Origin of the sequence: Amycolatopsis sp. A133, from assembly GCF_031082405.1 — a bacterium.
Lineage (GTDB): Bacteria > Actinomycetota > Actinomycetes > Mycobacteriales > Pseudonocardiaceae > Amycolatopsis.
In genome coordinates this window covers 454052-478487 of sequence record NZ_JAVHJU010000025.1, presented here as the reverse complement: position 1 = coordinate 478487, position 24436 = coordinate 454052, and the positions used below count along the sequence as shown (strand labels likewise).

The window sequence follows — 24436 nt, the reverse complement described above, 5'->3', positions numbered from 1 at the left end:
GTTTTCCCCCTCACGACCCGTCAGGCGACGTACTCCGCGAGGTGCTCGCCCGTGAGCGTCTTCTTCCGCGCCTTCACCAGCTCCGCCGGCGTGCCCTCGAAGACGACCTTGCCGCCGTCGTGGCCGGCGCCCGGGCCGAGGTCGATGATCCAGTCCGCGTGGGCCATCACCGCCTGGTGGTGCTCGATGACGATCACCGACTTGCCCGCCTCCACCAGCCGGTCCAGCAGGCCCAGCAGCTGCTCGACGTCCGCCAGGTGCAGGCCCGCCGTCGGCTCGTCGAGGACGTACACCCCGCCCTGCTCCGCCATGTGCGTGGCCAGCTTGATCCGCTGCCGCTCGCCGCCCGACAGGGTCGTCAGGGGCTGGCCGAGCGTCAGGTAACCGAGGCCGACGTCGGACAGGTGCGTCAGGATCTTGTGCGCTGCCGGCAGTGCGGCGTCACCGGAAGCGAAGAACTCGAGCGCCTCGGCGACCGGCATGCCGAGCACTTCGCTGATGTCGCGGCCGCCGAAGGTGTACTCCAGCACCTCGGCGTTGAACCGCTTGCCCTCGCACACCTCGCAGGGGGTGGCAGTCCCCGCCATGATCCCCAGGTCCGTGTAGACGACGCCGGCGCCGTTGCAGTTCGGGCACGCACCTTCGGAGTTGGCGCTGAACAGGGCCGGCTTGACCCCGTTGGCCTTGGCGAACGCCTTGCGGATCGGCTCGAGCAGGCCCGTGTACGTCGCCGGGTTGCTCCGGCGCGAGCCGCGGATGCCGGTCTGGTCCACCGTCACCACGCCCTCGCCGCCGGACACCGAGCCGTGGATCAGCGAGCTCTTGCCCGAGCCCGCCACGCCGGTCACGACGACCAGCACACCGAGCGGGATGTCGACGTCGACGTCCTGCAGGTTGTGCGTCGACGCCCCGCGCACCTCCAGGAACCCCGAAGGCGAGCGCACCGACGACTTCAGCGACGCGCGGTCGTCGAGGTGCCGCCCGGTCAGCGTGCCGCTGGCGCGCAGACCGTCCACAGTGCCCTCGAAGACGATCTCGCCGCCCTCGGTGCCGGCCCGCGGCCCGAGGTCGACGACGTGGTCGGCGATCGCGATCGCCTCCGGCTTGTGCTCGACGACCAGCACCGTGTTGCCCTTGTCGCGCAGCTGCAGCAGCAGGTCGTTCATCCGCCGGATGTCGTGCGGGTGCAGGCCGATCGTCGGCTCGTCGAAGACGTAGGTGACGTCGGTGAGCGACGACCCGAGGTGGCGGATCATCTTGGTGCGCTGGGCTTCCCCGCCCGACAGCGTCCCGGATGGACGGTCGAGCGAGAGGTAACCGAGCCCGATCTCGACGAACGAGTCGAGGGTGTGCTTCAGCGCGTCCAGCAGCGGCGCGACCGACGGCTCGGACAGCTTGCCGACCCACGCGGCGAGGTCGCTGATCTGCATCGCGCAGGCGTCGGCGATGCTGATCCCGTCGATCTTCGACGAGCGCGCCTCCGCCGACAGCCGGGTGCCCGCGCAGTCCGGGCAGGTCTGGAAGGTCACCGCCCGCTCGACGAACGCGCGAATGTGCGGCTGCATCGAGTCGACGTCCTTGGACAGGAAGGACTTCTGGATCGCCGGCACCAGCCCGGAGTACGTCAGGTTGATGCCCTCGACCTTGATCTTGGTCGGCTCCTTGTACACCAGGTCGGCGAACTGCTTCTTGGTGTACTTTTTGATCGGCTTGTCCGGGTCGAAGAAGCCGGAGCCGCGGAAGATGCGGCCGTACCAGCCCTCCATGCTGTAGCCCGGGATGGTGATCGCGCCTTCGTTGAGCGACTTGTCCTCGTCGAACAGCGCGGTCAGGTCGATGTCGTTGACCTTGCCGCGGCCCTCGCAGCGCGGGCACATGCCGCCGGTGATGCTGAAGCTGCGCCGCTCCTTGATCTGCCGCCCGCCCTTTTCGATGGTGACCGCGCCGGCCCCGCTGATCGAAGCGACGTTGAACGAAAACGCTTGCGGCGAACCGATGTGCGGCGTCCCGAGCCTGCTGAAGAGGATGCGCAGCATCGCGTTGGCGTCGGTCGCGGTGCCGACGGTGGAGTGCGGGTTGGCGCCCATCCGCTCCTGGTCGACGATGATCGCGGTGGTGATCCCGTCGAGGACGTCGACGTCGGGGCGCGCGAGCGTCGGCATGAACCCCTGCACGAAGGTGCTGTAGGTCTCGTTGATCAGCCGCTGCGACTCCGCGGCGATCGTGCTGAACACCAGGGAGCTCTTGCCGGAACCGGAGACCCCGGTGAACACCGTCAGGCGCCGCTTGGGCAGCTCGACGCTGACGTCCTTGAGGTTGTTCACGCGCGCGCCGTGGACGCGGATCAGGTCGTGGCTGTCGGCCACGTGCGGTGCGTTCTTCCTCGCGGGCTTGCTCATCGGGGTTCTCCAGCTTTCGTTCGGGTCAGCGCACTTCTTGGATGCGGACGAGGTTTCCGGCGGGGTCGCGGAAGGAGCAGTCGCGGATGCCCCACGGCTGGTCCGCCGGTTCCTGGACGACTTCGGCGTGGCCGGCCTGCACCCGTTCGAAGGTGCCGTCCAGGTCGTCGGTGGCCAGGTTGACCGCGCCGAAGGTGCCCTTGGCCATCATTTCCGTGATGGTACGGCGTTCTTCGTCGGACAGATCCCCGTAAGCGGCGCCCGTCGGCTGCAGGACCAGAGCCGTGTCCGGCTGGCCGGGCAGACCGATGGTGAGCCAGTGCTGGCCGCCGTAGTCGACGTCGTTGCGCACTTCGAAGCCGAGGGTGTCGCGGTAAAAGGCGAGCGAGGCCTCGTGGTCGTGGTGCGGGAGGAAGGTCTGGTGAATGGTGAGGTTCATGGGAATCACGCTACTTTCGGCCGCGCGGCCCGGGCTTCTCGATTCCTGATCGCTTCGGCGGCCAGCCGGTAATCGTGCGGCGAAAGGCCGTAAGCGTCCCGGAACCGGCGGACGAATTGCGCGGCAGGCAGGTCCACACTGCGCGCGAGTGCGTCGATGTCGAGCGGCCGCGTGCATTCCCGGTCGATGCGGTCGCGGACGCGGCGCAGCAGCGTCAGCTCGCGCAGGTGCTGCCGCGCGGCGACGGTCAGGCTCAGGCACATGGCGGATTTCCCCGGCCGGGCGCGGCGACGGGGGTGGTCAGCGCAGCTCCTGGATGCGCAGCAGGTTGCCGGCGGGGTCGCGGAACGAGCAGTCGCGGATCCCGTAGGGCTGCTCGACCGGCTCCTGGACGACCTCGGCGTGGCCGGCCTCGAGCTTGGCGAACAGCGCGTCGAGGTCCTTGGTGGCGAGGTTGACGCCGGCGTAGGTGCCCTTGGCCATCATCTCGTTGATGGTCCGCCGCTCGTCGTCGGTCAGGCCGGGTGTCGCGGCGACCGGCGTCAGCACGATCGCGGTGTCCGGCTGGTTCGGCGGCCCGACGGTGATCCACTGCATGGCGCCGTACTTGACGTTCTGGCGGACCTCGAAGCCGAGGAGGTCCCGGTAGAAGGCGAGCGAGGCCTCCGGGTCGGTGTGCGGGAGAAAGCTCGAGTGAATGGTGACGTCCATGGTCGTCACCCTAGGTGTGCGCCTCCGGCCGCGCTTCTCGATTCCTGATCGGTCTGGTGACCTGTTTGGCCACGCACGGCGGCATCCCGACGGTGGCCTCGGCCTGCTGCTCGCGGTAGACGCTCGGCGGTAGGCCCACCAGCTCGGCGAACCGGGTGCTGAAGGTGCCCAGCGACGAGAAGCCGACGGTGAAGCAGACCTCGGTGACGCTCAGCTCGCCGGTGCGCAGCAGGGCCATCGCCCGTTCGATCCGCCGCGTCATGAGGTACGAATACGGTGACTCTCCGTAAGCTCGTCGGAACTGGCGGCTGAGGTGCCCGGCGGACATGTTCACCCCACGGGCCAGCGCCTCGACGTCGAGCGGCTGGGCGTACTCCCGGTCGATCCGGTCCCGGACGCGGCGCAGCAGCGCGAGGTCGCGCAGGTACTGCTCCGTGGCGGAGGTGCTGGTCACGGATGGATCCTGCCACATCCGGCGGGGCCGGTGACCGGTTTCGCCCGGCCGGGGCTGCTGTCACGCGTGACTGGAGGGGCATCGCGCGTGACTGGAGAGGCATCACTCGTGACTGGAGGGGCATCACTCGTGACTGGAGGGGCATTTCGCGTGATTGGAGGGGCATCACTCGTGATGGGGCGACGTGGTGGAGGCCGTCCCGGGGGTTCCCGTGCCCCCGGGACGGCCCTGCACCGGTGCTGCAAGACCGTGGAGCCCCTTCCGGCGGCATACCCTTCCGCCGGAACGATCTCCACGACCCGTGTGCCCCGGCGGAGTGACCCGCCGCGGCACTCGACCCCGGGCCCCCGCCCGGTGCGCCGGAAGAAGGCCACCCCGGGGGCGTCGGGTTCCCTCGGGATGGCCCTCTCCTGGCCCGCCGGGCGCGCGTTTCACAGCCCCTGTTTTTCGGGGGTCCGGGTGGCGAAGCCCCCGGCTCGGGGCGAAGCCCCGATTGTCGTACGCGAGGCGGGCAGGGGGACGTTGGGGCCGGCCACCCCACCACCCAGCCGCGGAGGGGGTGGGGTGGCCGGCAAGGGACGGGGGCCGCCGCGCGCAGCCCCGTCCCGGCTTCGCTACCTCCCCATCGGGATGGCCATGGTCGGCAGCGCCCCCGCGGGCAGCGACTGCGCCTGCAGCGCCGTCGTGGGCGGGGACAGCGCCTGCAGTGCCGTCGTGGGCGGGGACAGCGCGGGGAACGCCGTCGTCGGGATGTCGTTGGCGAACTCGCTCTCGAACTCGCGCTCGAAGGCCTGCGCGTCGAACCCGCTCTCGAACTCCGGCGGCACCTCGGCCGCCAGCGCGGCGAGCGCCGGCTCGACCACCGGGACCTGCGGGACCTCGGCGACGGGCGCGGGCTCCGGCTCGGGCACGTAGTCGGGGGCGGGCAGCCGCCGGTCGAGTTCGGCCATCCAGTCGAGCATCGCCCGCGGCTTGTCCCACGAGGAGATGCCGACGAGCCTGCCGTCGCGGATGAACCCGGTGATGCCGTCGGCCAGCGACACGGTGTCCTCGGCCAGCGACGGCATCCCGCACATCTGCAGCCGGGTGTCGTACAGCGTCGACCAGGCGCGGGGGAGCGGGGTGAACGGCCGGGCGCTCGACTGGCCCAGCAGCAGGTTGTCCGCCGCGTGCCGGGCCGACTCGACGGCGTTGATCCAGTGCTCCACCCGCCGCGGGGTCTCGTCGAACCGCAGGTTCGGCCAGCGCGCGATGTCGCCCGCGATGACGACGTCGGAGGCACCCTCGGCGAACAGCTTCGAGTCGCAGAGCACGCCGTCGCTGATGTCGAGGCCCGAGCCGCGCATCCAGTCGACCGACGGGACGCTGCCGATGGCGAGCACGACGACGCTGGCGACCAGCAGCTGGTTGTTCGTCAGGTGCAGCCCGACGGTGTCCTTCGTGCTGATCCAGTGCCGGACTTCGCTCCGCATCGCCAGGTTGGCGCGGTGTTCGTGGTGCGCCTCGACGACACCGCTCGAGACGCGGTCGCCGAAGCGGTGCAGCGGCGCCTTCGCGTGCCCGATCAAGGTGACGTCCCGGCCGATGTGCCGCATGCTCGCGGCGAACTCGTTGCCGATCAGGCCGGCACCGATCACGACGGCCGGTTTCTTGCTGGCGTTGAGGCAGCGGCGCACCGCCATCGAGTCCTCGACCGTGCGCAGGATCCGCACCCGCGGGTCGTGCCGCGGTGCCCCGGGCAGGTGCCGCGGGTAGACGCCGGTCGCGGCGATCAGGCCGTCGTACCAGAGGGATTCGCCGCCGGGCAGGTGCACGACCCGCTCGGTGGTGTCCAGGTGCGTGACCCGCGCGCCGAGCCGCCAGTGCACGTCGAGGTCCGGCAGGTAGTGCGAAAGGCCCACGTCGCTGGGCCGTTCGGTCCCCATCACCAGCGCCTTGGAGACCATCGGCCGGTGGTAGGGCCGCCGGGCCTCGTCACCGATGAGCACGATCTCGCCGTCGAACTTCTGTTCCCGCAAGCGTTCCGCGGCACGCAGCCCGGCGACGCCCGCACCGACGATGACGATCCGGTCGCCGTCAGCCATCGAGGTCCCCTCTCATCACGACCGCCTGCATCGGGCAGCAGCGGGCGGCCATCTTCGCCTGTTCAATGGTGGTTTCGTCCAGCAGCCGCGTGTGGAAGCGCAGGCGGCCGTCCTGGCCGAGGTCGAACACGTCCGGCGCCTCCATGGCGCAGATGCCGTAGAGCTCGCACCGGTCGTTGTCGACGCTGATCCGGGGCCCGCCGCCGGGTAACCGGAAGGGCATGTCAAGCCACCTGCTCTTCCACGAGACCGATGCGTTCGAGCGTGCGGGCCGGCATGAACCGCAGCATCGACACCGTCACGGCCGGCACGAGCAGCGTGATGCCGCCCAGCCAGGTGACCGAGAGGTGGCCGTTGGCGATCGCGCCGAACCAGGAGTGGATCGCGATCAGCCCCACGGCCGGGTACGCGCAGCGGTGCAGCCACAGCCAGCGCCGGTAGGACGTGAAGCGCTGCAGGCCCGCGGTCAGGAAGATGGCGAACATGACCTCGAAGCCGACGATGCCCGCGAGGTGGCGGCCCTCCTGGCCGGAGCCGAAGGGGATGAACATGTACGCGAAGCTGTACGGGGCGACCGTCAGGTAGGTGAAACCCAGTGCGTGGACGGCACCGAAGATGATCGTCGCGGTGGCCAGCACCATATGGGTGCTGCGCAAGCCCTTCCGGCCGGTGACCGAGCGGATCCAGCCGGTCGCGGTGAGCACGCCCCAGGTGAGGGTCAGCATCGCCGCCCCGTAGGACGTCCGGGCGGCGAAGGCGGCGAGGCCGCGGGCGGCGGGGTCGGTCTTCGGCTGGAACTGCTGGGTGAGGAAGATCGTCGCGTCGTGCCAGGTCTCAACCATGGCTACCCCCGGTTCTCGCGGTGGCCGGCCGGGTCGCCCTGGCGCGGCCACGGTTGCTCTTGATCTGGCGCAGCACGTAGAACAGGCCGCCGCCGACCAGCAGGAACAGGGCCGCCACCACGGCGAGCTGGGACGTGTCGAGGCCGAGCTGGATCCCGGTGGGCGCCGCGGTGGTGGAGACCACCGGGGCGGGCAGCGCGGTGTAGTCGACCATCCCGGTGCTCTCGAGCATCGTCATGTGCCGCATGACCGCCTGGTTGCCGACGGTCGCGAAGGCCCGGACGTCGTCGTTGCGGGTCCCGGCCCGCAGCTGCGCGAGGACGGCGAACACCTGGCCGTGCGCGGCGCGCAGCCGGTTGGCGAAGATGCGGTCGAACTCCGGTCCGGGGGAGGCGTTCATCTGTTCGGCGAGCCAGCCGCGCTGTTCCTCGGAGGGCTGGTCGGGGACCGGCGAGTTCAGCTTCTGCGAGAGCGCGCGCGTGGCCACGTCGAGACGGCCGTGGTCCATCATGATCGCGAAGCCGACCTTCTGGACGATCGGGCTGCCCTTCTCCATCGCCATCATGCCCGACGGCATCTCCCACAGCCCGGCCTGGCGGACCTTGGTCAGCAGCACCGCGTCGGTGTCGGAGATCGCGGTGGTCTGGGCGAGCGAGGTCGAGCCCGGCGCGAGCAGCGTCATGACCGCGACCAGCACGAACAGGATCCGGACCAGCGGGCGGGAGAACCCGAAGACGGACGGGGTCTCGAGCTCGAGCCCGGTGAGCTCAGACGCCGAACGCATTTTGCCTCCACTCGTCCTGGGTGAGCGTGATCTTCTTGCCGTCCGGCGCGATGGGGTACCACGCCTGGTCGAGGCCCTGCCCGGAGGTGTCGGCCGGTTCGCTGTCGCCGGTGAAGTGGTACAGCGGCCAGCCGGCGAGGGTGAGCTGCTGGCTGCCGTCGTCGCGGGTGAGCTCGCCGATCAGCGACTGGTCGACGTCGACCGGCGCCAGGTTGCCGCCGGCCTTGACCGGGACCCACTTGTCCGCGCACGCACCGGTGCAGTTCGACCGCGGGGGGTTGGTCGAGTCCCGGTCGTAGCGGTAGATCGTGTACCCGGTCCCGTCGACGAGCAGGAGCCCGAGGTCGAACGTCTTCGCGGCCCGGAGCTGGCTCTTCGCCGGGTTGTTCGGGTCGGCGGTGATGGACTGCGGCATCGGCAGGACGACCTGCCCCTGCTGCATGCCGGGCATCTGCATGCCGGCGCCACCCGCGGCGTAACCGCCACCCGGGGTGGTGGCGGCGCCGGCGGTACAGGCGGTGAGCAGGGCGAGTGCGGTGAGGCACACGGCGGCGGGGACCACCGGTCGGGGAATGCGGATCACTGCTCCTCCGTGGGGCATGACTACGCGCTGTTGCCGGTAGTGCAACGGAAAAGGGCGCGAAAGATCCACAGTGGACATTCGGTCCGGAGTGGATGCGGAGCGTTGCGGGGGACAACGCCTGGTCGGGGTCTTCGGTAGGGGATACGGACACGGTACGGAAACGGTTCAAAAAAGTTTTGCTCCCGGTTTGCGGCCCGAAGTACTGGACGTAGGCCGTCCGGCCCACCAGGATGTCCCGCGTGGGACGGCACACCCGAGCGCTGAGATCCGTCGGAGATCACGATGCCGTCGTCGAGCCCCGCGACGGCCACGACGATCTGGCGAAGGCGCTCTACCAGGAGTTCGGCGGGTCCCTGATGGCGTTCGCGCTGCGGCTGACCGGCCACGACCGGCAGTGGGCCGAGGACGTCGTGCAGGAGACCCTGATCAAGGCGTGGCGGAACGCCGACAAGCTCGACCGCCAGCCGGAGATGCTGCGTGCCTGGTTGTTCACCGTCGCCCGGCGGACCGTCATCGACGGCTGGCGCAGCCGCAGCGTGCGGCCCCAGGAGCTCGAGGAGATCGAATCCGACGCGATCGCGGTGTCCGACGAGTCGGACCGGACGCTCGCCGCGATGATCGTTTACGAGGCGCTGCAGGGTCTTTCGCCCGAGCAGCGGGAGGCCATCCAGCAGACCTACCTGCGCGATCGGACCGTGAACGAGGTCGCGGCCACCCTCGGCGTGCCCCCGGGCACCGTCAAGTCCCGCATCCACCACGCCGTCCGCGCACTGCGCCGGGCCCTGCGCGAGCGGGGGTGAACTGAGCGTGGCCGGATCAGCGCACACCGACGTCGCCGCCTACGTGCTCGGCGTCCTCAGCGAGGCCGAGAACAGCCAGTTCGAAGCCCACCTGATGAACTGCCCGCACTGCCAGCTCGACCTGATCGAGCTCTACCAGCTGCCGGACGTCCTCGACCTGGTGAAGCGCAGCTGGCCGGAGCCCCCGATGCCCGCGCCGAGCCCGCGCACCCTCTCGCCGGGGCCCCGCGTGCTGCGCGGCCTCATGGAAGAGGCCGCCGTGAAGCGGCGCCGCCGTCGCCGGATCGGCATCCTCGCCGGGGCCGCGGCCGCCGCGGCCGTCATCGCCGGCCCGCTGGTGACCCTCGCCGTCCGGCCGGCCGACGCCGTGCCGCCCGCGTCGCTCGCCGCCCCCAGCAACAAGCAGCCACCGCCGTCGCCGACCGTCCTGGCCACGTCGACCCCACCGCCGTCGGCGGGCGCCCCCGACCAGCCCGGCGGCGGCCAGACCTACGGCCGCGGCAGCGGCGGGTCCGCCGTCAGCGCGCTGGTCACGGTCTCCCCGGTGGAGTGGGGCAGCCGCGTCGAGCTCGAGCTGCGCGGGATCGTCGGGCCGGTGAAGTGCCAGCTGGTCGCCATCCCCGCGACCGGCGACGAGCGCGTGGTCTCCAGCTGGTCGGTGCCGCCCAAGGGGTTCGGCATCCCCGGCTCGCCCGAACCGTTGCGGCTGCAGGGTTCCGTCTCCCTGGCGATGGACCAGATCAGCCGGTTCGAGGTCCGCGGCGAAGACGGCACGGTCCTCGTCGTCGTCCAGCGCTGAATCTCTTTCTTTTCGGTGGAACGCCGTGACCTGGGTGAATGCTGTCCGGTTGCCTTCTCGTAGATAACGAACAGATAACGGGCCGGTCGCTTTTGAACCTCGGGGCGCCCAGGTCCGTATCCCCCAATGCATCCCCCGATGCATCCCGACAGCCGGAACCGCAAGCATCCCCACGGGTTCCGCGCGATTTCGAGCTCAATCAACGGTAGTTCTTGCCCGGGCCGCCGCGCTGTCCCCAAGCGCGCGCCCGGAATAACGAACGAGGTGAACTAGTCTATGGCCCGGAATTCTCGGTCCCCCGTGACGGGCAAGCACCGCGTTGCCCGCCGAACCAAGATCGCGATGGGTGCGATCGGCCTGGCGATCGCCGTCGGCGCACTGGCCGTCGCGGTCAGCACGGGCCGCACGGGCGAAGCCAGCGCGGACCCCGCGGACCCGTCGTTCTTCATCGACATCACCAAGGTCCCCGCCGGCACGAACGTCAACGCGGCCTTGAAGAAGAAGGGCGCCCAGGGTTCCTTCACCGTCGACTGTGGAACGAACGCGGACGGTGCGCACCACAACCCCGACAACTTCATCGCGCAGCCCGGGATCAAGAACGGCGCCCAGCACCTGCACGACTACGTCGGCAACGTGACCACCGACGCCGATTCCAGCCTCAAGAGCCTGCTCGCCGGCGACACCACCTGCAAGAACGGCGACCAGTCGGCGTACTTCTGGCCGGTGATCCGCATCGACCGCGAAGACGAGGCGGCCGACGCGAGCAAGAACCAGCAGGCCAAGCAGGAGCAGCAGGGCAAGACGGGTGACGTCCAGGAGGACAAGAGCGCCCAGGACGCCCAGGACGCGCAGGAGCAGAACCAGCGCGAACGCAGGGGCCAGGGCGGCGGCCGGACGGGCCTGAGCGCCCAGCAGCAGGGCGACCAGAACGACGGCCGCCAGCAGGACCGCCAGCGCCGTCAGGGCAACCAGGACCAGAACAACCAGCAGCAGGACCAGAACGACCAGCAGGACCAACAGAACCAGCAGCAGGACCAGAACCAGGACCAGCAGCAGAACCAGCAGGACCAGAACCAGAACCAGCAGAACCAGAACCAGGGTCAGCAGGCGGAAGAGCTCGGCGGCCCGCAGGGCGAGAACGAAGAGGTCGGCGACAACGACGGCGAGATCGTCGAGCCGGAGTCCGCGGAGCTGAAGTTCATCGGCGGCGGGGCCGAGCAGGTCGTCGCGATGCCGCTCGGCCTGAAGGTCCTCTACGGTGACGCCAAGCAGAGCACCAACGGCCCGGCGAACGCGCGGCCCAGCTGGACCTGCACCGGGTTCGAGGACCGGCTGACGGACAAGTACCCGATCTGCCCGCAGGGCAGCAAGGTCGAGCGCATCCACGCCTTCCCGAACTGCTGGGACGGCAAGAACACCGACAGCGAGAACCACCGCACCCACATCGTGTTCGCCGACCAGCAGGGCAAGTGCCCCAAGGGCTTCAAGAACGTGCCCCAGCTGCAGGTCACCCTGGTCTACGACATCCCGCAGGACGTCCAGCAGAACAAGCAGTACAAAGTGGACGCCTTCGCCCAGGAAGAGCACAACCCGCGTTCGGACCACGACGACTTCGGCAACGTGATGAGCAAGCAGATCATGAACCGGCTCGTCAACTGCGTCAACTCCGGCAAGGTCTGCGCCGAATAACCGCACCCGCCCCACGAACCCCGGCCCGGCGGACACTTCCCTCCACCTCACCCCCCGAGTCCGCCGGGCCGGTTGTTTCACCGCAGGAAATCGCGGGACCCCCGTCCCGCACCCCGAGCCCCGGCCCGGTGGACACTTCCCTCCACCTCACCCCCCAGTCCGCCGGGCCGGGATTCTTCACCCCACCGACCCGGCCCGCCGGGTCAGCGAAGGAGGAGACGGCGGGAGTCGCTCCCGCCCACGAGTTCCGGCCCGGTGGAAGCTTCCCTCCACCTCACCCCCCATCCACCGGCCGGAACCCCTCCCTCCACAAACCGACCCTCCATCACGCGAGATGCCTCTCCAGTCACGCGAGATGCCCCTCCAATCACGCGAGATGCCTCTCCAGTCACGCGAGATGCCCGTTCCCACACGCGAGATCCGCCGCCAGTCACGCGAGATCCGCCTCTGATCACGCGAGTCCCGTCTTCAATCACGCGAGATCCGTGCCCCACCCCCCGCCGGTGGCCGCCCCTCGGTCACCTGGCTCGGCCGGCTCTCCGTGAACCTCCCCGAAAACCCCGGTCCCGGGGGATGCTTCCCTCCACCTCACCCCCCTCATTCCCCGGACCGGTCAACGCTGCGGTCCCCGTGCTCCGGCACGGGGACCGCGGCCCAGAAGTCGAGCGGCACCCGCCCGGTGCCCCGCCCCGCCGGGTCGAGCAGACGGCCCATCAGCTTGACGCTCCGCAGCGTCACCGCCCGGCCGGTGATCTCCAGCCACGGCAGCTTCGCCGCCAGCCCCGCCTCCAACGCCGGTGCGTCGTGCTGCGCCGGCAGCCAGGCCACCAGCATCAGGTTCGCCGCCCCCGTCAGCGCCGCGCACATCCGGACCTCCGGCACCATCGCCAGCGAACGGGCCGTCGTCTCCAGCTTGTCCGGCGGCACCCGCAGCCACCACGTCACCGTGACCGGCGCCGGCGACACCGAGCGCGCGATCTCGCACCGGACGCGGATCGCGCCCCGGCCCAGCAACCCCTCCAGCCGGCGGCGCACGGTCGTCGCCCCGATGCCGAGGCCGGCCGCCAAGGCCGCCGCCGACGTCCGTGCGTCGACGCCCAGAGCCAGGACCAGCGCCCGGTCCGCCGCGTCGAACCGCAACGGTGCCCGGTTCCGGGCCGGCTTCGCCGACAGCGCTTCCCGCTGCCCCGGCGAGATCGCCCGCACCCGCCAGCGGCTGCCCTCGGTGAACATGCGCGGGGACACCGTCGTCCGCACCCGCGTCACCCCCGGCACCGCCGCCACCCGGCCCGCCACGTGCGCCCCCAGCTCCCGCAGCGACGGCGCCACGACGTGGACGAGCAGATCGCCCGGCCCGGCCACGTACTCGACGGTCGCCACGTGGACGTCCGACGCCAGCGCGGCAGCGACGGAAAACACCGCCCCGGGCGCGCAATCGATCTCGACGAACGCCAGCACCAGCTGCGCGATCAGCTCCCCGCCGGCGTACGCGGTCAGCCAGGCGTCCCCGCGCTCGACCAGCGCGTCCCACCGGCGGGCCGCGGTGACGGCGCTCAGGCCGAGCGCGTCCCCGAGCGTGGACCACGACGCGCGCGGCGCCGCCTGGAGCGCGTCGACCAGTTTGAGGTCCTGCTCGGCCAGCATGGCGGATTCTTCGCTCATCGGCCCCCGCAACGGTGGTTTCGGCCATTTTCCCCGGTCATTGTGCTCGACCCTCGCATGATCGGCGGATGACCCTCCGCGCCGACGCCGACGCCTCGCTCGACGACCTGATCGCGCTGCGCCGCGACCTGCACCGGATCCCCGAGATCGGCCTGCACCTGCCCCGGACCCAGGAGCGGGTCCTGCAGGCCCTCGACGGCCTGGGCCTGGAAATCACCCTCGGCCAGAAGCTGTCCTCGATCACCGCCGTCCTGCGCGGCGGCCGGCCCGGCGGCACCGTCCTCCTGCGCGGCGACATGGACGCGCTCCCGGTCACCGAGGCCAGCGGCGAGGAGTTCACCTCGACCCTCGACGGCGCCATGCACGCCTGCGGCCACGACCTGCACACCGCGGGCCTCGTCGGCGCGGCCCGGCTGCTCGCCGCCCGCAAGCAAGACCTCCCCGGCGACGTCGTGTTCATGTTCCAGCCCGGCGAAGAAGGCTGGGACGGCGCCGGCCACATGATCGACGAAGGCGTGCTGACGGCGTCCGGCAAGCACGTCGACGCCGCCTACGGCCTGCACGTCTCCGCCGCGAGCTACGCGAAGGGCCAGTTCGTCACCCGGCCCGGCACCCTGATGGCGGCGTCGGGCGCCCTCGCGGTCCGCGTGCTGGGCGACGGCGGCCACGGCTCGTCCCCGCACGACGCCCGCGACCCCATCCCGGCGGCCTGCGAGATGGTGACCGCGCTGCAGACGATGGTCACGCGCACCTTCGACGTCTTCGACCCGGTTGTCATCACCGTCGGCTCGTTCCACGCCGGCACCCGCCGCAACATCATCCCGGACGACGCCGTGTTCGAGGCGACGCTGCGGTCGTTCTCGCCGGAAGTCGCGGCCCGGGTGGGGGAGCGCGCGGAGCGGGTGTGCCGCGGCATCGCGCAGGCGCACGGCCTCGACATCGAAGTGACCTACGAACCCGAGTACCCCGCGACGGTCAACGACGCCGGCGCCTACGACTTCGTCGCCGACACGATCCGCGACGTCTTCGGCGAGGAGCGCTTCACCGAAATGGCCGATCCGATCACCGGTTCGGAGGACTTCTCCCGTGTCCTCGAGCGGGTTCCGGGCGCGTACCTCTTCCTCGGCGCGTGCCCGACGGACCCGGCGGGCGCCCCGGACAACCATTCGCCACGGGCCCGCTTCGACGACCATGTGCTCGGCGACGGCGCCGCGCTGCTGGCCGAACTCGCCGTCCGCCGTCTCGGGCTCCTCGCCGGATGAAGCCGGTCGTCCACAGTGGAGTGAGCGACCCGTCCGGTTCGCACCGGGCAGGCCGGGCCGTTCCCGGCTGGCCACGACACGGTTGTGGTCGCGAGTACTCTTGCCCTCGTCCTCGGCAACCTTCGCGGGAGGCGGCGTGACGCGCACGGTCTTCACCGGCGGCTCGGTCTTCGACGGCACCGGCGCGGACCCGGCACCGGCCGACGTCGTCGTCGAGCACGGCCGGATCGTCGACGTCGGCACGGACCTGGACGGCGACGAAGGCGTCGACTGCGCCGGCGCGGTGCTGCTGCCCGGGTTGTTCGACTGCCACGTGCACGTCACGATCTCGGACATCGGGCTGCTGGCCCGCGTGCAGAAGCCGTTCTCCTACCAGTTCTATGAAGCCGCGCGGAACCTGTGGGCGACGCTCGGGCTGGGCATCACGACGGTCCGCGACGCCGCGGGCGCGGACCTCGGCATCAAGCAGGCGGTGGACGACGGGCTGATCCCGGGGCCGCGGCTGCAGATTTCGATCGGCCTGATCAGCCCGACCGGCGGCCACGGCGACGCGTGGAACCCGTCGGGGTTGTGCGTGCCGCTGATGGTCCCGCACCCCGGACGGCCGGACACCACCGTCGACGGCCCCGACGAAATGCGCCGGGTGGCCCGGACGCTGCTGCGCGCGGGCGCGGACGTGCTCAAGGTGTGCACGACCGGCGGCGTGCTGTCCCCGCGCGACGACCCGCGGCATGCGCAGTTCACCCCGGAGGAGCTGGCCGTCCTGGTGACGGAGGCGGCGATGCAGGGCCGCCCGGTGATGGCGCACGCCCAGGGCGCGGCGGGCATCAAGAACGCGGTCCGCGCCGGGGCGCGCTCGATCGAGCACGGCATCTACCTCGACGACGAAGCGATCGAGCTGATGCTCGGCCACGGAACGTGGCTGGTGCCGACGCTGATCGCCCCGGTCAACGTGGTCCGCGCGGCCGACGCGGGCGTGGATCTGCCGGCGGCGGTGGTGGCGAAGGCGCGCGAAGTGGTGGAGGTCCACCGCGACTCGGTCCGCCGCGCGTACGCGGCGGGCGTCCGGATCGCCATGGGCACGGACAGCGGAGTGGGCCCCCACGGCACGAACCTCGAGGAGCTGGCCCTGATGGCGGCGTGCGGGATGACGCCGGGAGACGTCCTGGAGGCCACCACGTCCTCGGCGGCCCGGCTGATGGGGCTGGACGGGGAACTGGGGCGGGTGGCGCCGGGGCTGCGGGCGGACCTCGTGGTGGTGGGCGGGAACCCGTACGACTTCCCGGCGCTGGCGTCGAACATCCGGGAGGTCTGGAAGGACGGCACCCGGGTGGTCTGACGGGCTCAGGCCTCCGGGCTCAGCAGGTCCTTCAGCGCCGCGGCGAACTTCGCCGGGTTCCGCTGGGGCGCCAGGTGCGCCCCCGGCATCTCCGTGAACGGCAAACCCAGTTCCAGGGCCAGGATCTTCGCCGGCTGGTAGTGGTAGCGCCCGCGGCTGCCCTCGCCCGCCACCGGGAAGATCTCCGTGCCCGCCCTGCGCAGGGCGCGCAAATCCGGGAGGTAGTCGAAGAACTCCGTCAGCTCGCGGTCGAACAGCCGGATCCAGTCCGCTTCGTGGGGGAGGCGGATGTTGGGCAGGTCCGGCAGGGCCGCGCCCGCGATCGCGTCCGCGAAGCGCGTCACCGCCGCCATCAGCTCACCCGACCGGGCCAGCCGGACCTGTTCCGCTGCCGCTTCGAGCCAGCCGCCCGCGTCCGGCATCAGGTGGACCGCCGGGGGTTCGTGCGCGACCAGCGTCGTCACGCGGTCCGGGTGGCGGGCGACGAGGTCGAGGCCGATCAGCGCGCCCGCGCTCGAGCCGAACACCAGTGCCGGGCCGCCGGCCGCGTGGTCCAGCACCGCCAGTGCGTCGTCGGCCTGCCGGGCCACCGGGACCGGGCCCGTGGTCGTGTCGGTGCTGCCGAAGTGGCCGCGCCGGTCGTAGGTGATCACGGTGTAGTCCGCGTACAGCTGCTTCGCCAGCGCGCGGTAGGAGTCGCCCGATCCGGTGCCGCCCGCGATCAGCAGCAGTGCCGGGCCCTCGCCGCCGCGGCGGACGAGGAGCTCACCGTCCTCCACCGGGCAACGGCTTTCCGAGATCATGCCCCGAAGTGAAGCACAAGCCGGTCGCCCGACGGCGTGGTGGTCGATGCCTTGCCGGCTAGAGCCGTTCGATGATCGTCGCGGTGGCCATGGCGCCGCCCGCGCACATCGTCACCAAGGCCGTCGAGGCGTCCCGGCGCTCCAGCTCGTGCAGCGCCGTCGTCAGCAGCCGGGCGCCCGTGCTGCCCACCGGGTGGCCGAGGGCGATCGCGCCGCCGTTCACGTTGACCAGGGCCGGATCCGGCCCGACGACCCGCTGCCAGGACAGCGCGACCGAAGCGAACGCCTCGTTGACCTCGAACAGATCGACGTCGCCGACGGTCATCCCGGCCCGGGACAGCACGCGTTCCGTCGCGCGGATCGGGCCGTCCAGGTGGTAGTACGGCTCGGCGCCGACCAGTGCCTGCGCGACGATCCGGGCCCGGGGACGCAGGCCCAGCGCCGCCGCCCGCCCGGCGTCCAGCAGCAGCAGGGCCGCGGCGCCGTCGGAGATCTGGGACGACGTGCCCGCCGTGTGGATCCCGTCCTCGACCACCGGCTTGAGCCGGGCGAGGCCGTCCACCGTCGTCTCGCGCAGGCCCTGGTCGCGGGAGACCAACTGCGTTTCCCCGGTCGATGCACCGTCAGCGGAGAGGACCGGGGCCTTCACCGACACCACTTCACGCTCGAAGTGGCCCGCCGCCCAGGCGGCCGCCGCCTTGTGCTGGGACGCCGCGCCGAATGCGTCGACGTCGTCCCGCGTCAGCCCGCGCCGGACCGCGATCCGCTCGGCCGCGCCGTATTGGTTGGGCAGGTCGATCGACCACGACGACGGCCGCGGGGACGCGCCGGCGCGGTTCGTGCCCAGCGGCACCCGGCTCATCGCCTCGACCCCGCACGCGACACCGGCCTCGATGGCGTCCGCCGCGATCAGGCCGGCGATGAGGTGGGTGGCCTGCTGCGCCGAGCCGCACTGGGCGTCGATCGTCGTCGCGCCCGCGGTTTCGGGCAGGCCCGCGTGCAGCCACGCCGTGCGCGTGACGTTGTTCGACTGCTCGCCGGCCTGCGTGACGCAGCCGCCGACGAGCTGTTCGACGAGGGCCGGGTCGATCCCCGCGCGGTCCAGCAGGGCGAGCTGCGCGGCGCCCAGCAGCTCGGCCGCGTGCAGGCCGGCCAGCAGCCCGCCCCGCTTGCCGATCGGGGTCCGCACGGCTTCGACGATGACCGGCACGCCCATGTCGTCCCCTTCGTCGGGAAACACTGTTCACTACCTCGAAAACTAGAACAAGTTATCGTTTCTGGCAAGTCTGCCCAGGCTTGAACCCTTCTTGATCTTCCGCGGGTGAGCGTGCGCTCACCTGGCATCATCGGTTAAGTAAACGGGTTTCACTTGTGCTCTTCCGCTGGTTAACGCCGTATGCTTCAATCCAACCTAGAACGTGTTCCAAGCCGAACCGTGGGAGGCAACGTGGCTGCTCCGCTCATCCCCGCCGGGTTCGACTTCACCGATCCCGATCTCTTGGCCGAGCGACTTCCCGTCGCCGAGTTCGCCGAACTGCGGCGGACGGCCCCGGTGTGGTGGAACCCCCAGAAGCACAACGCTGCCGGCTACCGCGACGACGGCTACTGGGTCGTCTCGCGCCACGCGGACGTCAAGGAGGTCTCCCGCGACAGCACGCTGTACTCGTCGCGGGAAAAGACCGCCATCATCCGCTTCGACGAGAACATGACCGAGGACAACCTCGAAGCGAACCGCCTGGTGCTGCTCAACATGGACGCCCCGCAGCACACGAAGCTGCGGCGGATCGTGTCGAAGGGCTTCACCCCGCGGTCCATCGCGAAGCTGGAGGACACGCTGCGCGACCGCGCCGAGCGGATCGCCTCGCAGGCGCGGAAGAAGGGCTCGGGCGACTTCGTCACCGACGTCGCGTGCGAGCTGCCGCTGCAGGCGATCGCCGAGCTGATCGGCATCCCCCAGGAGGACCGGCTCAAGATCTTCGACTGGTCCAACCAGATGGTCGCCTACGACGACCCCGAGTACGAGGTCGCGCCCCTGGAGGCGTCCACGCAGCTCATCGGATACGCGTGGAACATGGCCGAGGACCGCCGCAAGTGCCCGATGGACGACATCGTCACGAAGCTGATCCACGCCGACGTCGACGGCGAGTCCCTCGGCTCCGACGAGTTCGGCTTCTTCGTCATCCTGCTCGCGGTCGCCGGCAACGAGACCACCCGCAACGCCATCACCCACGGCATGAAGGCGTTCCTGGACCACCCCGACCAGTGGGAGCTGTTCAAGGAGCAGCGGCCGAAGACCGCGCCCGACGAGATCGTCCGCTGGGGCACCCCGGTGGTCGCGTTCCAGCGCACGGCCACCCGCGACACCGAGCTCGGCGGCGCGCAGATCCGCAAGGGCGACCGCGTCGGCATGTTCTACAGCTCGGCCAACTTCGACCACGAGGTCTTCGAGGACCCGGAGAAGTTCGACATCCTCCGCGAAGACAACCCGCACGTCGGCTTCGGCGGAACCGGTTCGCACTACTGCATCGGCGCGAACCTGGCCCGGCTGGAGATCGACCTGATCTTCAACGCCATCGCCGACGTGATGCCGGCGATCACCGAGGCGGCACCCCCGGTGCGGCTGCGGTCGAGCTGGCTGAACGGCATCAAGCACTACCCCGTGCACTACGGCTGAGGAACCCGGCGACGCGTTCCCAGGTGAGTCCGGCCGCGGCCTCGTCGTGGTCGGGGCCGTCCGCGTCGGTGTAGAAGTGGCCGATGCCCGGGTAGGTGTACACCCGGGCATCGGCGCCCGACCGCGCCGCGGCCTCGCGCCAGGCCGCGACCTGCGCCGGGGGCGCGATGGGGTCGGGGTCGGCGACGTGCACCTGCACCGGCAGGCCGGGCCGGCTCCCGGCCGGCAGTGCCCCCAACGCGTGCAGCAGCACGACACCGGCGGTGGCGGGCCGGTGCGGCAGCACGGTTTCGACGACGCCGGCCCCCATCGACACGCCCACGAGCACGGTCCGGGCGGGCAGGTCGCGCACGGCGTCGCGGGCCCGCCCGGCGATGGTCTCCCAGCCGACGGCGTCCTTCAGCGCGAAGCCCTCGTCGAGGGTCGACGCCGTCCGGCCGTCGTAGAGGTCCGGGGTGGTGACGCGGTGTCCCGCCGCCCGCAGCCGGTCGGCGAAGCCGCGTTCGACGGGCCGCAGCCCGAGCACGGAGTGGAACACCACGACGTCGGTCATCCGGCGATCCTGCCAGGGATGTCATGACGGGGCGATGGCCCCGCGATGACTTCGCGCCCGTCTGTGTCACCCTGGGCAGCACCGTGTTCGCGATGACGGACGCTCCGCTGCCCGTGGACGACGGGTCCGAGCCGGTCGTTCTCGGCTGACTTTCGCGTGTTGTTTGCGCAAGGACGGCTCCGGCTGGGTAGACAGTCCCCGTGAAGAGTTCCCCCAAGGTCCCCAGCGCCTGGGCCCGGGCGCGCGCCCGGTACCGGTGGCTGGACCACATCGCCCGCGCGGCCAACCGCTACATCGACTCCGGCGGCTACCACTACGTCGCCTCGATCACCTACTTCAGCCTGCTGTCGCTGGTGCCGCTGCTGATGGTCGCGTCGTCGGTCGCCGGGTTCGTGCTGGCCACTCAGCCGCACCTGCTCGACACGCTGGTGCACGCGATCGTCAGCACCCTGCCCGGCGGGCTCGGCGACAAGGCCACGGAACTGCTCACCGGCTTCGTCGAACAGCGGACCAGCGTCGGGGTGGTCGGTCTCGCCATCGGCCTCTACTCCGGCTGGAACTGGATGAACGCGCTGCGGGACTCGCTGACGGCACTGTGGGGGCAGAACCGGTCGGACCAGTCGCTGCTGCGGTTGATCCTCGTCGACCTGCTCGCGCTGCTCGGCCTGACCGCGGCGCTGCTGGTGTCGTTCACGCTGACCATCTCCGGCACCGCGCTCGGCAGCTACCTGCTCCGGCTCGCCGGCTTCGACGACACGAGCTGGGGGCACCAGCTGGTGTCGGCGTCCGCGGTGCCGCTGTCGCTGGCCGCCGACTGGCTGGTGTTCCTGTGGGTGCTGACCCGGCTGCCGCGGCAGAAGGTCGGCGTGCGCAGCGCGGTCCGCGGCGCCGTCGCCCTGGCCGTCGGCTTCGAGGCGCTGAAGCTGGCCGGCGGGATCTACCTTCGGCTCATCGGCGACTCGCCGACCGGCATCGCGTTCGGTTCGATCATCGGCTTGATCTTCTTCATCTCGCTCGTCGCCCGGCTGCTGGTGTACGTCACGGCGTGGACGGCGACCGGCTCCGACGCGCCCCCGAAGCCGGTCCAGCCGCCCGCGCCGGTGGTGCTGAAGCCGGTGGTCGTGGTGGACCCCCCGATGGCGGTGCCCGCCACGGTCGGCGTGGTCACCGGAGTGCTCGGCACCCTGCTGGCCCTCCGCTGGCGCCGCACCCGCCGCTGATCCCACTTTCCCTATGAAAGCTCCACTTTGCGCCGCAAAGCCGAGCTTTCACGTGAAAGCTCCCACCTGGGGGCCGAGCTTTCACGTGAAAGCTCGGCTCCGGGGGGCGGAGCTTTCGTAGGGAAAGTGACGTCAGGTGGGTTTCTGGGAGCCGACCAGCCACATTGAGAAGTACTGGGATCCGCCGCCGTAGGCGTGGCCGAGGGCGATGCGGGCGCCGTCCACCTGGTAGTTCCCGGCCCGGCCCATGACCTGCTTCGCCGCTTCGGAGAACCGGAGCATGCCCGACGCGCCGATCGGGTTCGACGAGAGCACGCCGCCGGAGGGGTTGCACGGCAGCCGGCCGCCGATCGCCGTCTCGCCCTTCTCGGTGACCTTCCAGCCCTCGCCTTCGGGGGCGAAACCCAGGTTCTCCAGCCACATCGGCTCGAACCACGAGAACGGCACGTAGATCTCGGCGACGTCCACTTCGGACATCGGGTCGGTGATGCCCGCCTCGGCCCACAGCGCGGCCGCGGCTTCGCGCCCGGCCCGGGGGTTCACCTGGTCGCGGCCGGCGAACGTGGTCGGCTCGGTGCGCATCGCCGTCGCGTGGATCCACGCCGCGCCGCCTTCGACCGCGTCGCCCGCGGCCTCGTCGCCGAGCACCATCGCGCACGCGCCGTCGGACGACGGGCACGTCTCGTCGTAGCGGATCGGGTCCCACAGCATCTGCGACGCCCGCACCGACTCGACGGTGATGTCCGGCTGCTGCAGGTGCGCATACGGATTGAGCGCGCCGTTGCGCCGGTCCTTCGCCGCGACGATCGCCCCGACGTGGTCGGGCGCACCCGACCGGCGGATGTAGGAGCGCACGTGCGGCGCGAAGTAGCCGCCCGCGCCGGCCCCGACCGGCATCTGGAACGGCGGCAGGATCGACAACCCCCACATCGCGTTCGACTCGGACTGCTTCTCGTACGCCACCGTGAGCACGCGCCGATGCGTGCCGGACTGCACGAGCGAGGCCGCCACCAGCGCCGTCGACCCGCCCACCGAACCGGCGGTGTGCACGCGCAGCAACGGTTTCCCGGTCGCGCCGAGCGCGTCGGCGAGGAACAGCTCGGGCATCATCACGCCCTCGAACAGGTCCGGCGCTTTGCCGAGCACCACGGCGTCGATGTCGGCCCATTCCACCTGGGCGTCGGTCATCGCGCGGTCGATCGCCTCGCGCAGCAGGCCCGGCATCGAGACGTCCTGCCGCTTGGCGCGGTGGTGCGTCTGGCCGGTGCCGAGCACGGCGGTGAGCTGCTTGGTCATCGGGCCTCCAGCACGGTCACCAGGTTCTGTTGCAGGGCCGGGCCGCTCGTCGCGTGCGCCACGGCCTTGCGGGATTCGCCGCTGTGGATCCGGATCGCCGCTTCGCCGATCCGGGCCAGGCCGGCGGAGAACATCGGGTTCGCGGCCAGCGCCCCGCCGGAGGGGTTGAGCTGCACGCCGTCGCCGAGCCCGAGCGCCGTGCGCAGGATGAGCTCCTGGTGCGTGAAGGGCGCGTGCAGTTCGGCGAGGTCCACGCCGTCGAGGTCGAGGGCCTTGGCCGCCGCTTCGGTGGACGGCGAGCGGGTCAGGTCGCGGGCGCCGAGCACGGGGGAGTCGACGCGGTGCTCGATCCCGGTGATCACCGCCGGGCGCTCGACGATGTCCCGCGCACGTTCCACAGTGGACAGTACGATCACGGCGGCGCCGTCGGTGATCGGCGCGATGTCGTGCTTGCGCAACGGATCCGCGAAGTACGGGGTGTCCAGCAGGTCGGCCGCGTCCACGCCGCGGTGCCGGGCGGCGACCTCGGCGAGGTCCTTTTCGGACCAGAGCCCGGCCTCCAGGCCCATGCGCGCCTGGATCCCGGCGATCGAAACCGAATCCGGCCACAGCGGGGTGACGACGTACGGGTCGAGCTGCAGGGCGAGCACCCGGCGCAGCTGCCCGGCGCTGGACTTGCCGAAGCCGTACACGAGCGCGGTCTCGACCTCGCCCATCTTGATCTTCAGCCACGCCTCGTACAGCGCCCAGGCGGCATCCATCTCGACGTGTGACTCGTGGATCGGCGGGAACGCGCCGATCGCGTCGACGGCGGCGATGAAGGAGAACGCGCGCCCGGCCAGGTAGTCCGACGAGCCGGAGCACCAGAACCCGATGTCCTGTTTGGACAAGCCGGTCTGCGCGAAGACCTCGGCGAAGATCGGGACGAGCATCTCCACGCCGTTGGTGGTGCCCGGCGTTTCGCGGACGTTGGGGGCCTTCGCGAAGCCCGCGATCGCGACGTCTGGCATCAGGACCTCACAGGTGGTGGGCGAAGGTTTCGTAAGCCGCGTCGGGCTCGCCGGTCGGCTCGAAGTGGCTGATGTTCTCCAGCGACGTCCACCACTGATCGCGCGGCTTCCAGGCGGCCCGCACGCGCATGCCCATCTTGACGTCTTCGGCGGCGCAGCCGAGGACGAGGTGGAGGAAGGCGATGTCGGCGCCGTCGAGCAGGATGTACGCGGCGACGTACGGCGGCTTGAGCCGCTGGCCGAGGAACGGGACGTTGACGATGCAGAACGTCGTGACGATGCCGGTGTCGGGGAGTTCGACCTCTTCGGTGGTCGGCACGCCGTCGGTCGGGCAGGCCCCGCGCGGCGGGATGTAGACCTTGGCGCAGGCGGGACAGCGCTGGCCGATGAGCTTCCCTTCGGCGAGCCCGCGCAGGTAGGTGCTCTCCTCCGGCGACGCGGAGTGCATGTACTTCAGGTGCACGGGCGTGATGACGATGCTGACCGGCGCACCCTCTTCGCGTTCGGCGACCGGGGGAGCGGGCTCGGTGGGCGTGGTGTCCCCGGCGTCCACGGGCAGGAAGTAGGCGATGTCGCGGATGTGCCCGACGGCCTCCTCGGCCCACCGCACCCGCACCCGCTGTCCACTGTGGATGTTTCCGGGCGAGCCCACGTCGACGGCGTGCAGCATGGCGGTGTCGGCACCGTCGAGCTTCACGAGCGCCCAGGCGAACGGTCGGCTCAGCGGCTGCCCGTCCAGGGGTTCGGGACACCACGACCAGGACACGACGGTGCCCTCTTCGCCCACGGGGACGAACTCGCTGAGCTGTTCGGCCGTCACGGGGTCGTACTCGACCGGCGGAACGTGCACGCGGCCGTCGCTGCCCCGGATGCCTTCGATGCGGCGATCACGCAGCGCGTTGACGAACCGGCCGAGGACGGGCCCGGTGGAGCGGGTGTAGTCGAAGCCGACGTTCAGCGGTGCCGCTAGCGGTGTCTCGGTCACGTCGTTGAGTGAAACACGTTCTCGAATCGGCGGCAAGATTCCTCCGCG

Annotated in this window: 24 protein-coding genes; 7 read left to right on the top strand and 17 right to left on the bottom strand. The window is 70.9% G+C overall.

Annotated features, from left to right (window positions below; translation table 11 throughout):
* Nucleotides 1-20: 20 nt before the first annotated feature.
* From Q5425_RS21040 to Q5425_RS20995, 10 genes are all read right to left on the bottom strand, one after another.
* The gene (locus Q5425_RS21040) at nucleotides 21-2399 is read right to left on the bottom strand and encodes an excinuclease ABC subunit UvrA (RefSeq protein WP_308673950.1); all 2379 of its coding nucleotides are present in this window, start codon (nucleotides 2397-2399) and stop codon (nucleotides 21-23) included.
* A gap of 25 nt (nucleotides 2400-2424) precedes the next feature.
* Complete coding sequence (locus Q5425_RS21035) at nucleotides 2425-2838, bottom strand: VOC family protein (RefSeq protein WP_308673949.1); 414 nt, start codon at nucleotides 2836-2838, stop codon at nucleotides 2425-2427.
* Nucleotides 2839-2843: 5 nt separating this feature from the next.
* Complete coding sequence (locus tag Q5425_RS21030; protein ID WP_308673948.1) at nucleotides 2844-3101, bottom strand: AraC family transcriptional regulator; 258 nt, start codon at nucleotides 3099-3101, stop codon at nucleotides 2844-2846.
* A 37-nt stretch (nucleotides 3102-3138) separates the two neighbouring features.
* Nucleotides 3139-3549 carry a VOC family protein gene (locus Q5425_RS21025; RefSeq protein WP_308673947.1) on the bottom strand — a complete coding sequence of 137 codons (411 nt, stop codon included), beginning with the start codon at nucleotides 3547-3549 and terminating at the stop codon, nucleotides 3139-3141.
* Nucleotides 3550-3559: 10 nt separating this feature from the next.
* Entirely contained in the window at nucleotides 3560-4021 is a 462-nt protein-coding gene (locus Q5425_RS21020; protein ID WP_308673946.1) for a helix-turn-helix transcriptional regulator, read from the bottom strand.
* 596 nt (nucleotides 4022-4617) lie between these two features.
* Complete coding sequence (locus Q5425_RS21015) at nucleotides 4618-6087, bottom strand: FAD/NAD(P)-binding oxidoreductase (protein WP_308673945.1); 1470 nt, start codon at nucleotides 6085-6087, stop codon at nucleotides 4618-4620.
* The gene (locus Q5425_RS21010; protein WP_013224408.1) at nucleotides 6080-6310 is read right to left on the bottom strand and encodes a ferredoxin; all 231 of its coding nucleotides are present in this window, start codon (nucleotides 6308-6310) and stop codon (nucleotides 6080-6082) included. Before Q5425_RS21010 ends, Q5425_RS21015 begins: the two co-directional genes overlap by 8 nt.
* A gap of 1 nt (nucleotide 6311) precedes the next feature.
* Nucleotides 6312-6929 carry a ferric reductase-like transmembrane domain-containing protein gene (locus Q5425_RS21005; RefSeq protein WP_308673944.1) on the bottom strand — a complete coding sequence of 206 codons (618 nt, stop codon included), beginning with the start codon at nucleotides 6927-6929 and terminating at the stop codon, nucleotides 6312-6314.
* Nucleotides 6922-7713 carry a DUF4142 domain-containing protein gene (locus tag Q5425_RS21000; protein WP_308673943.1) on the bottom strand — a complete coding sequence of 264 codons (792 nt, stop codon included), beginning with the start codon at nucleotides 7711-7713 and terminating at the stop codon, nucleotides 6922-6924. The genes Q5425_RS21005 and Q5425_RS21000 overlap by 8 nt, the downstream gene beginning before the upstream one ends.
* Nucleotides 7697-8296 (bottom strand): hypothetical protein, encoded by a 600-nt coding sequence (locus Q5425_RS20995; protein ID WP_308673942.1) that lies wholly within the window; start codon nucleotides 8294-8296, stop codon nucleotides 7697-7699. Before Q5425_RS20995 ends, Q5425_RS21000 begins: the two co-directional genes overlap by 17 nt.
* 239 nt (nucleotides 8297-8535) lie before the next feature.
* On the opposite strand from Q5425_RS20995, the gene Q5425_RS20990 reads away from it, so the two are divergent.
* From Q5425_RS20990 to Q5425_RS20980, 3 genes are all read left to right on the top strand, one after another.
* Nucleotides 8536-9096 carry a sigma-70 family RNA polymerase sigma factor gene (locus tag Q5425_RS20990; RefSeq protein WP_308673941.1) on the top strand — a complete coding sequence of 187 codons (561 nt, stop codon included), beginning with the start codon at nucleotides 8536-8538 and terminating at the stop codon, nucleotides 9094-9096.
* A 7-nt stretch (nucleotides 9097-9103) separates the two neighbouring features.
* The gene (locus Q5425_RS20985; RefSeq protein ID WP_308673940.1) at nucleotides 9104-9895 is read left to right on the top strand and encodes a zf-HC2 domain-containing protein; all 792 of its coding nucleotides are present in this window, start codon (nucleotides 9104-9106) and stop codon (nucleotides 9893-9895) included.
* 276 nt (nucleotides 9896-10171) lie between these two features.
* Nucleotides 10172-11584 (top strand): DUF1996 domain-containing protein, encoded by a 1413-nt coding sequence (locus Q5425_RS20980; protein WP_308673939.1) that lies wholly within the window; start codon nucleotides 10172-10174, stop codon nucleotides 11582-11584.
* A 597-nt stretch (nucleotides 11585-12181) separates the two neighbouring features.
* On the opposite strand, the gene Q5425_RS20975 is transcribed toward Q5425_RS20980, so the two are convergent.
* Nucleotides 12182-13246 carry an Lrp/AsnC family transcriptional regulator gene (locus tag Q5425_RS20975; RefSeq protein WP_308673938.1) on the bottom strand — a complete coding sequence of 355 codons (1065 nt, stop codon included), beginning with the start codon at nucleotides 13244-13246 and terminating at the stop codon, nucleotides 12182-12184.
* Between the two features lie 68 nt (nucleotides 13247-13314).
* Between Q5425_RS20975 and Q5425_RS20970 the strand changes: the two genes are divergently transcribed.
* Both Q5425_RS20970 and Q5425_RS20965 read left to right on the top strand, forming a co-directional pair.
* On the top strand, nucleotides 13315-14508 hold the full coding sequence (locus tag Q5425_RS20970) for a M20 family metallopeptidase (protein WP_308673937.1): 1194 nt from the start codon (nucleotides 13315-13317) through the stop codon (nucleotides 14506-14508).
* A 136-nt stretch (nucleotides 14509-14644) separates the two neighbouring features.
* A complete protein-coding gene (locus Q5425_RS20965) occupies nucleotides 14645-15847 on the top strand; it encodes an amidohydrolase family protein (RefSeq protein ID WP_308673936.1) in 1203 nt (400 codons plus the stop codon).
* A gap of 5 nt (nucleotides 15848-15852) precedes the next feature.
* Here Q5425_RS20965 and Q5425_RS20960 read toward each other — a convergent pair whose 3' ends face one another.
* Nucleotides 15853-16650, bottom strand: a complete 798-nt coding sequence (locus Q5425_RS20960) for an alpha/beta hydrolase (RefSeq protein WP_308673935.1) — start codon at nucleotides 16648-16650, stop codon at nucleotides 15853-15855.
* Between the two features lie 58 nt (nucleotides 16651-16708).
* Complete coding sequence (locus Q5425_RS20955; RefSeq protein WP_308673934.1) at nucleotides 16709-17866, bottom strand: steroid 3-ketoacyl-CoA thiolase; 1158 nt, start codon at nucleotides 17864-17866, stop codon at nucleotides 16709-16711.
* Nucleotides 17867-18097: 231 nt separating this feature from the next.
* Between Q5425_RS20955 and Q5425_RS20950 the strand changes: the two genes are divergently transcribed.
* Nucleotides 18098-19324 (top strand): cytochrome P450, encoded by a 1227-nt coding sequence (locus Q5425_RS20950; protein WP_308673933.1) that lies wholly within the window; start codon nucleotides 18098-18100, stop codon nucleotides 19322-19324.
* Here the strand turns inward: Q5425_RS20950 and Q5425_RS20945 are convergent.
* Nucleotides 19296-19877: a dienelactone hydrolase family protein gene (locus Q5425_RS20945; RefSeq protein WP_308673932.1), complete on the bottom strand. Its 582-nt coding sequence runs from the start codon at nucleotides 19875-19877 to the stop codon at nucleotides 19296-19298. The two genes, Q5425_RS20950 and Q5425_RS20945, sit on opposite strands and share 29 nt — an antisense overlap.
* A gap of 200 nt (nucleotides 19878-20077) precedes the next feature.
* Between Q5425_RS20945 and Q5425_RS20940 the strand changes: the two genes are divergently transcribed.
* Entirely contained in the window at nucleotides 20078-21097 is a 1020-nt protein-coding gene (locus Q5425_RS20940; protein WP_308673931.1) for a YhjD/YihY/BrkB family envelope integrity protein, read from the top strand.
* Between the two features lie 132 nt (nucleotides 21098-21229).
* Here the strand turns inward: Q5425_RS20940 and Q5425_RS20935 are convergent, their stop codons facing one another.
* The 3 genes from Q5425_RS20935 to Q5425_RS20925 are packed head-to-tail and all read right to left on the bottom strand — an operon-like array spanning nucleotide 21230 to nucleotide 24388.
* Entirely contained in the window at nucleotides 21230-22393 is a 1164-nt protein-coding gene (locus tag Q5425_RS20935) for a thiolase domain-containing protein (protein ID WP_308673930.1), read from the bottom strand.
* On the bottom strand, nucleotides 22390-23403 hold the full coding sequence (locus Q5425_RS20930) for a thiolase domain-containing protein (protein WP_308673929.1): 1014 nt from the start codon (nucleotides 23401-23403) through the stop codon (nucleotides 22390-22392). The genes Q5425_RS20935 and Q5425_RS20930 overlap by 4 nt, the downstream gene beginning before the upstream one ends.
* A 7-nt stretch (nucleotides 23404-23410) precedes the next feature.
* Complete coding sequence (locus Q5425_RS20925) at nucleotides 23411-24388, bottom strand: OB-fold domain-containing protein (protein WP_308673928.1); 978 nt, start codon at nucleotides 24386-24388, stop codon at nucleotides 23411-23413.
* Nucleotides 24389-24436: the final 48 nt, after the last annotated feature.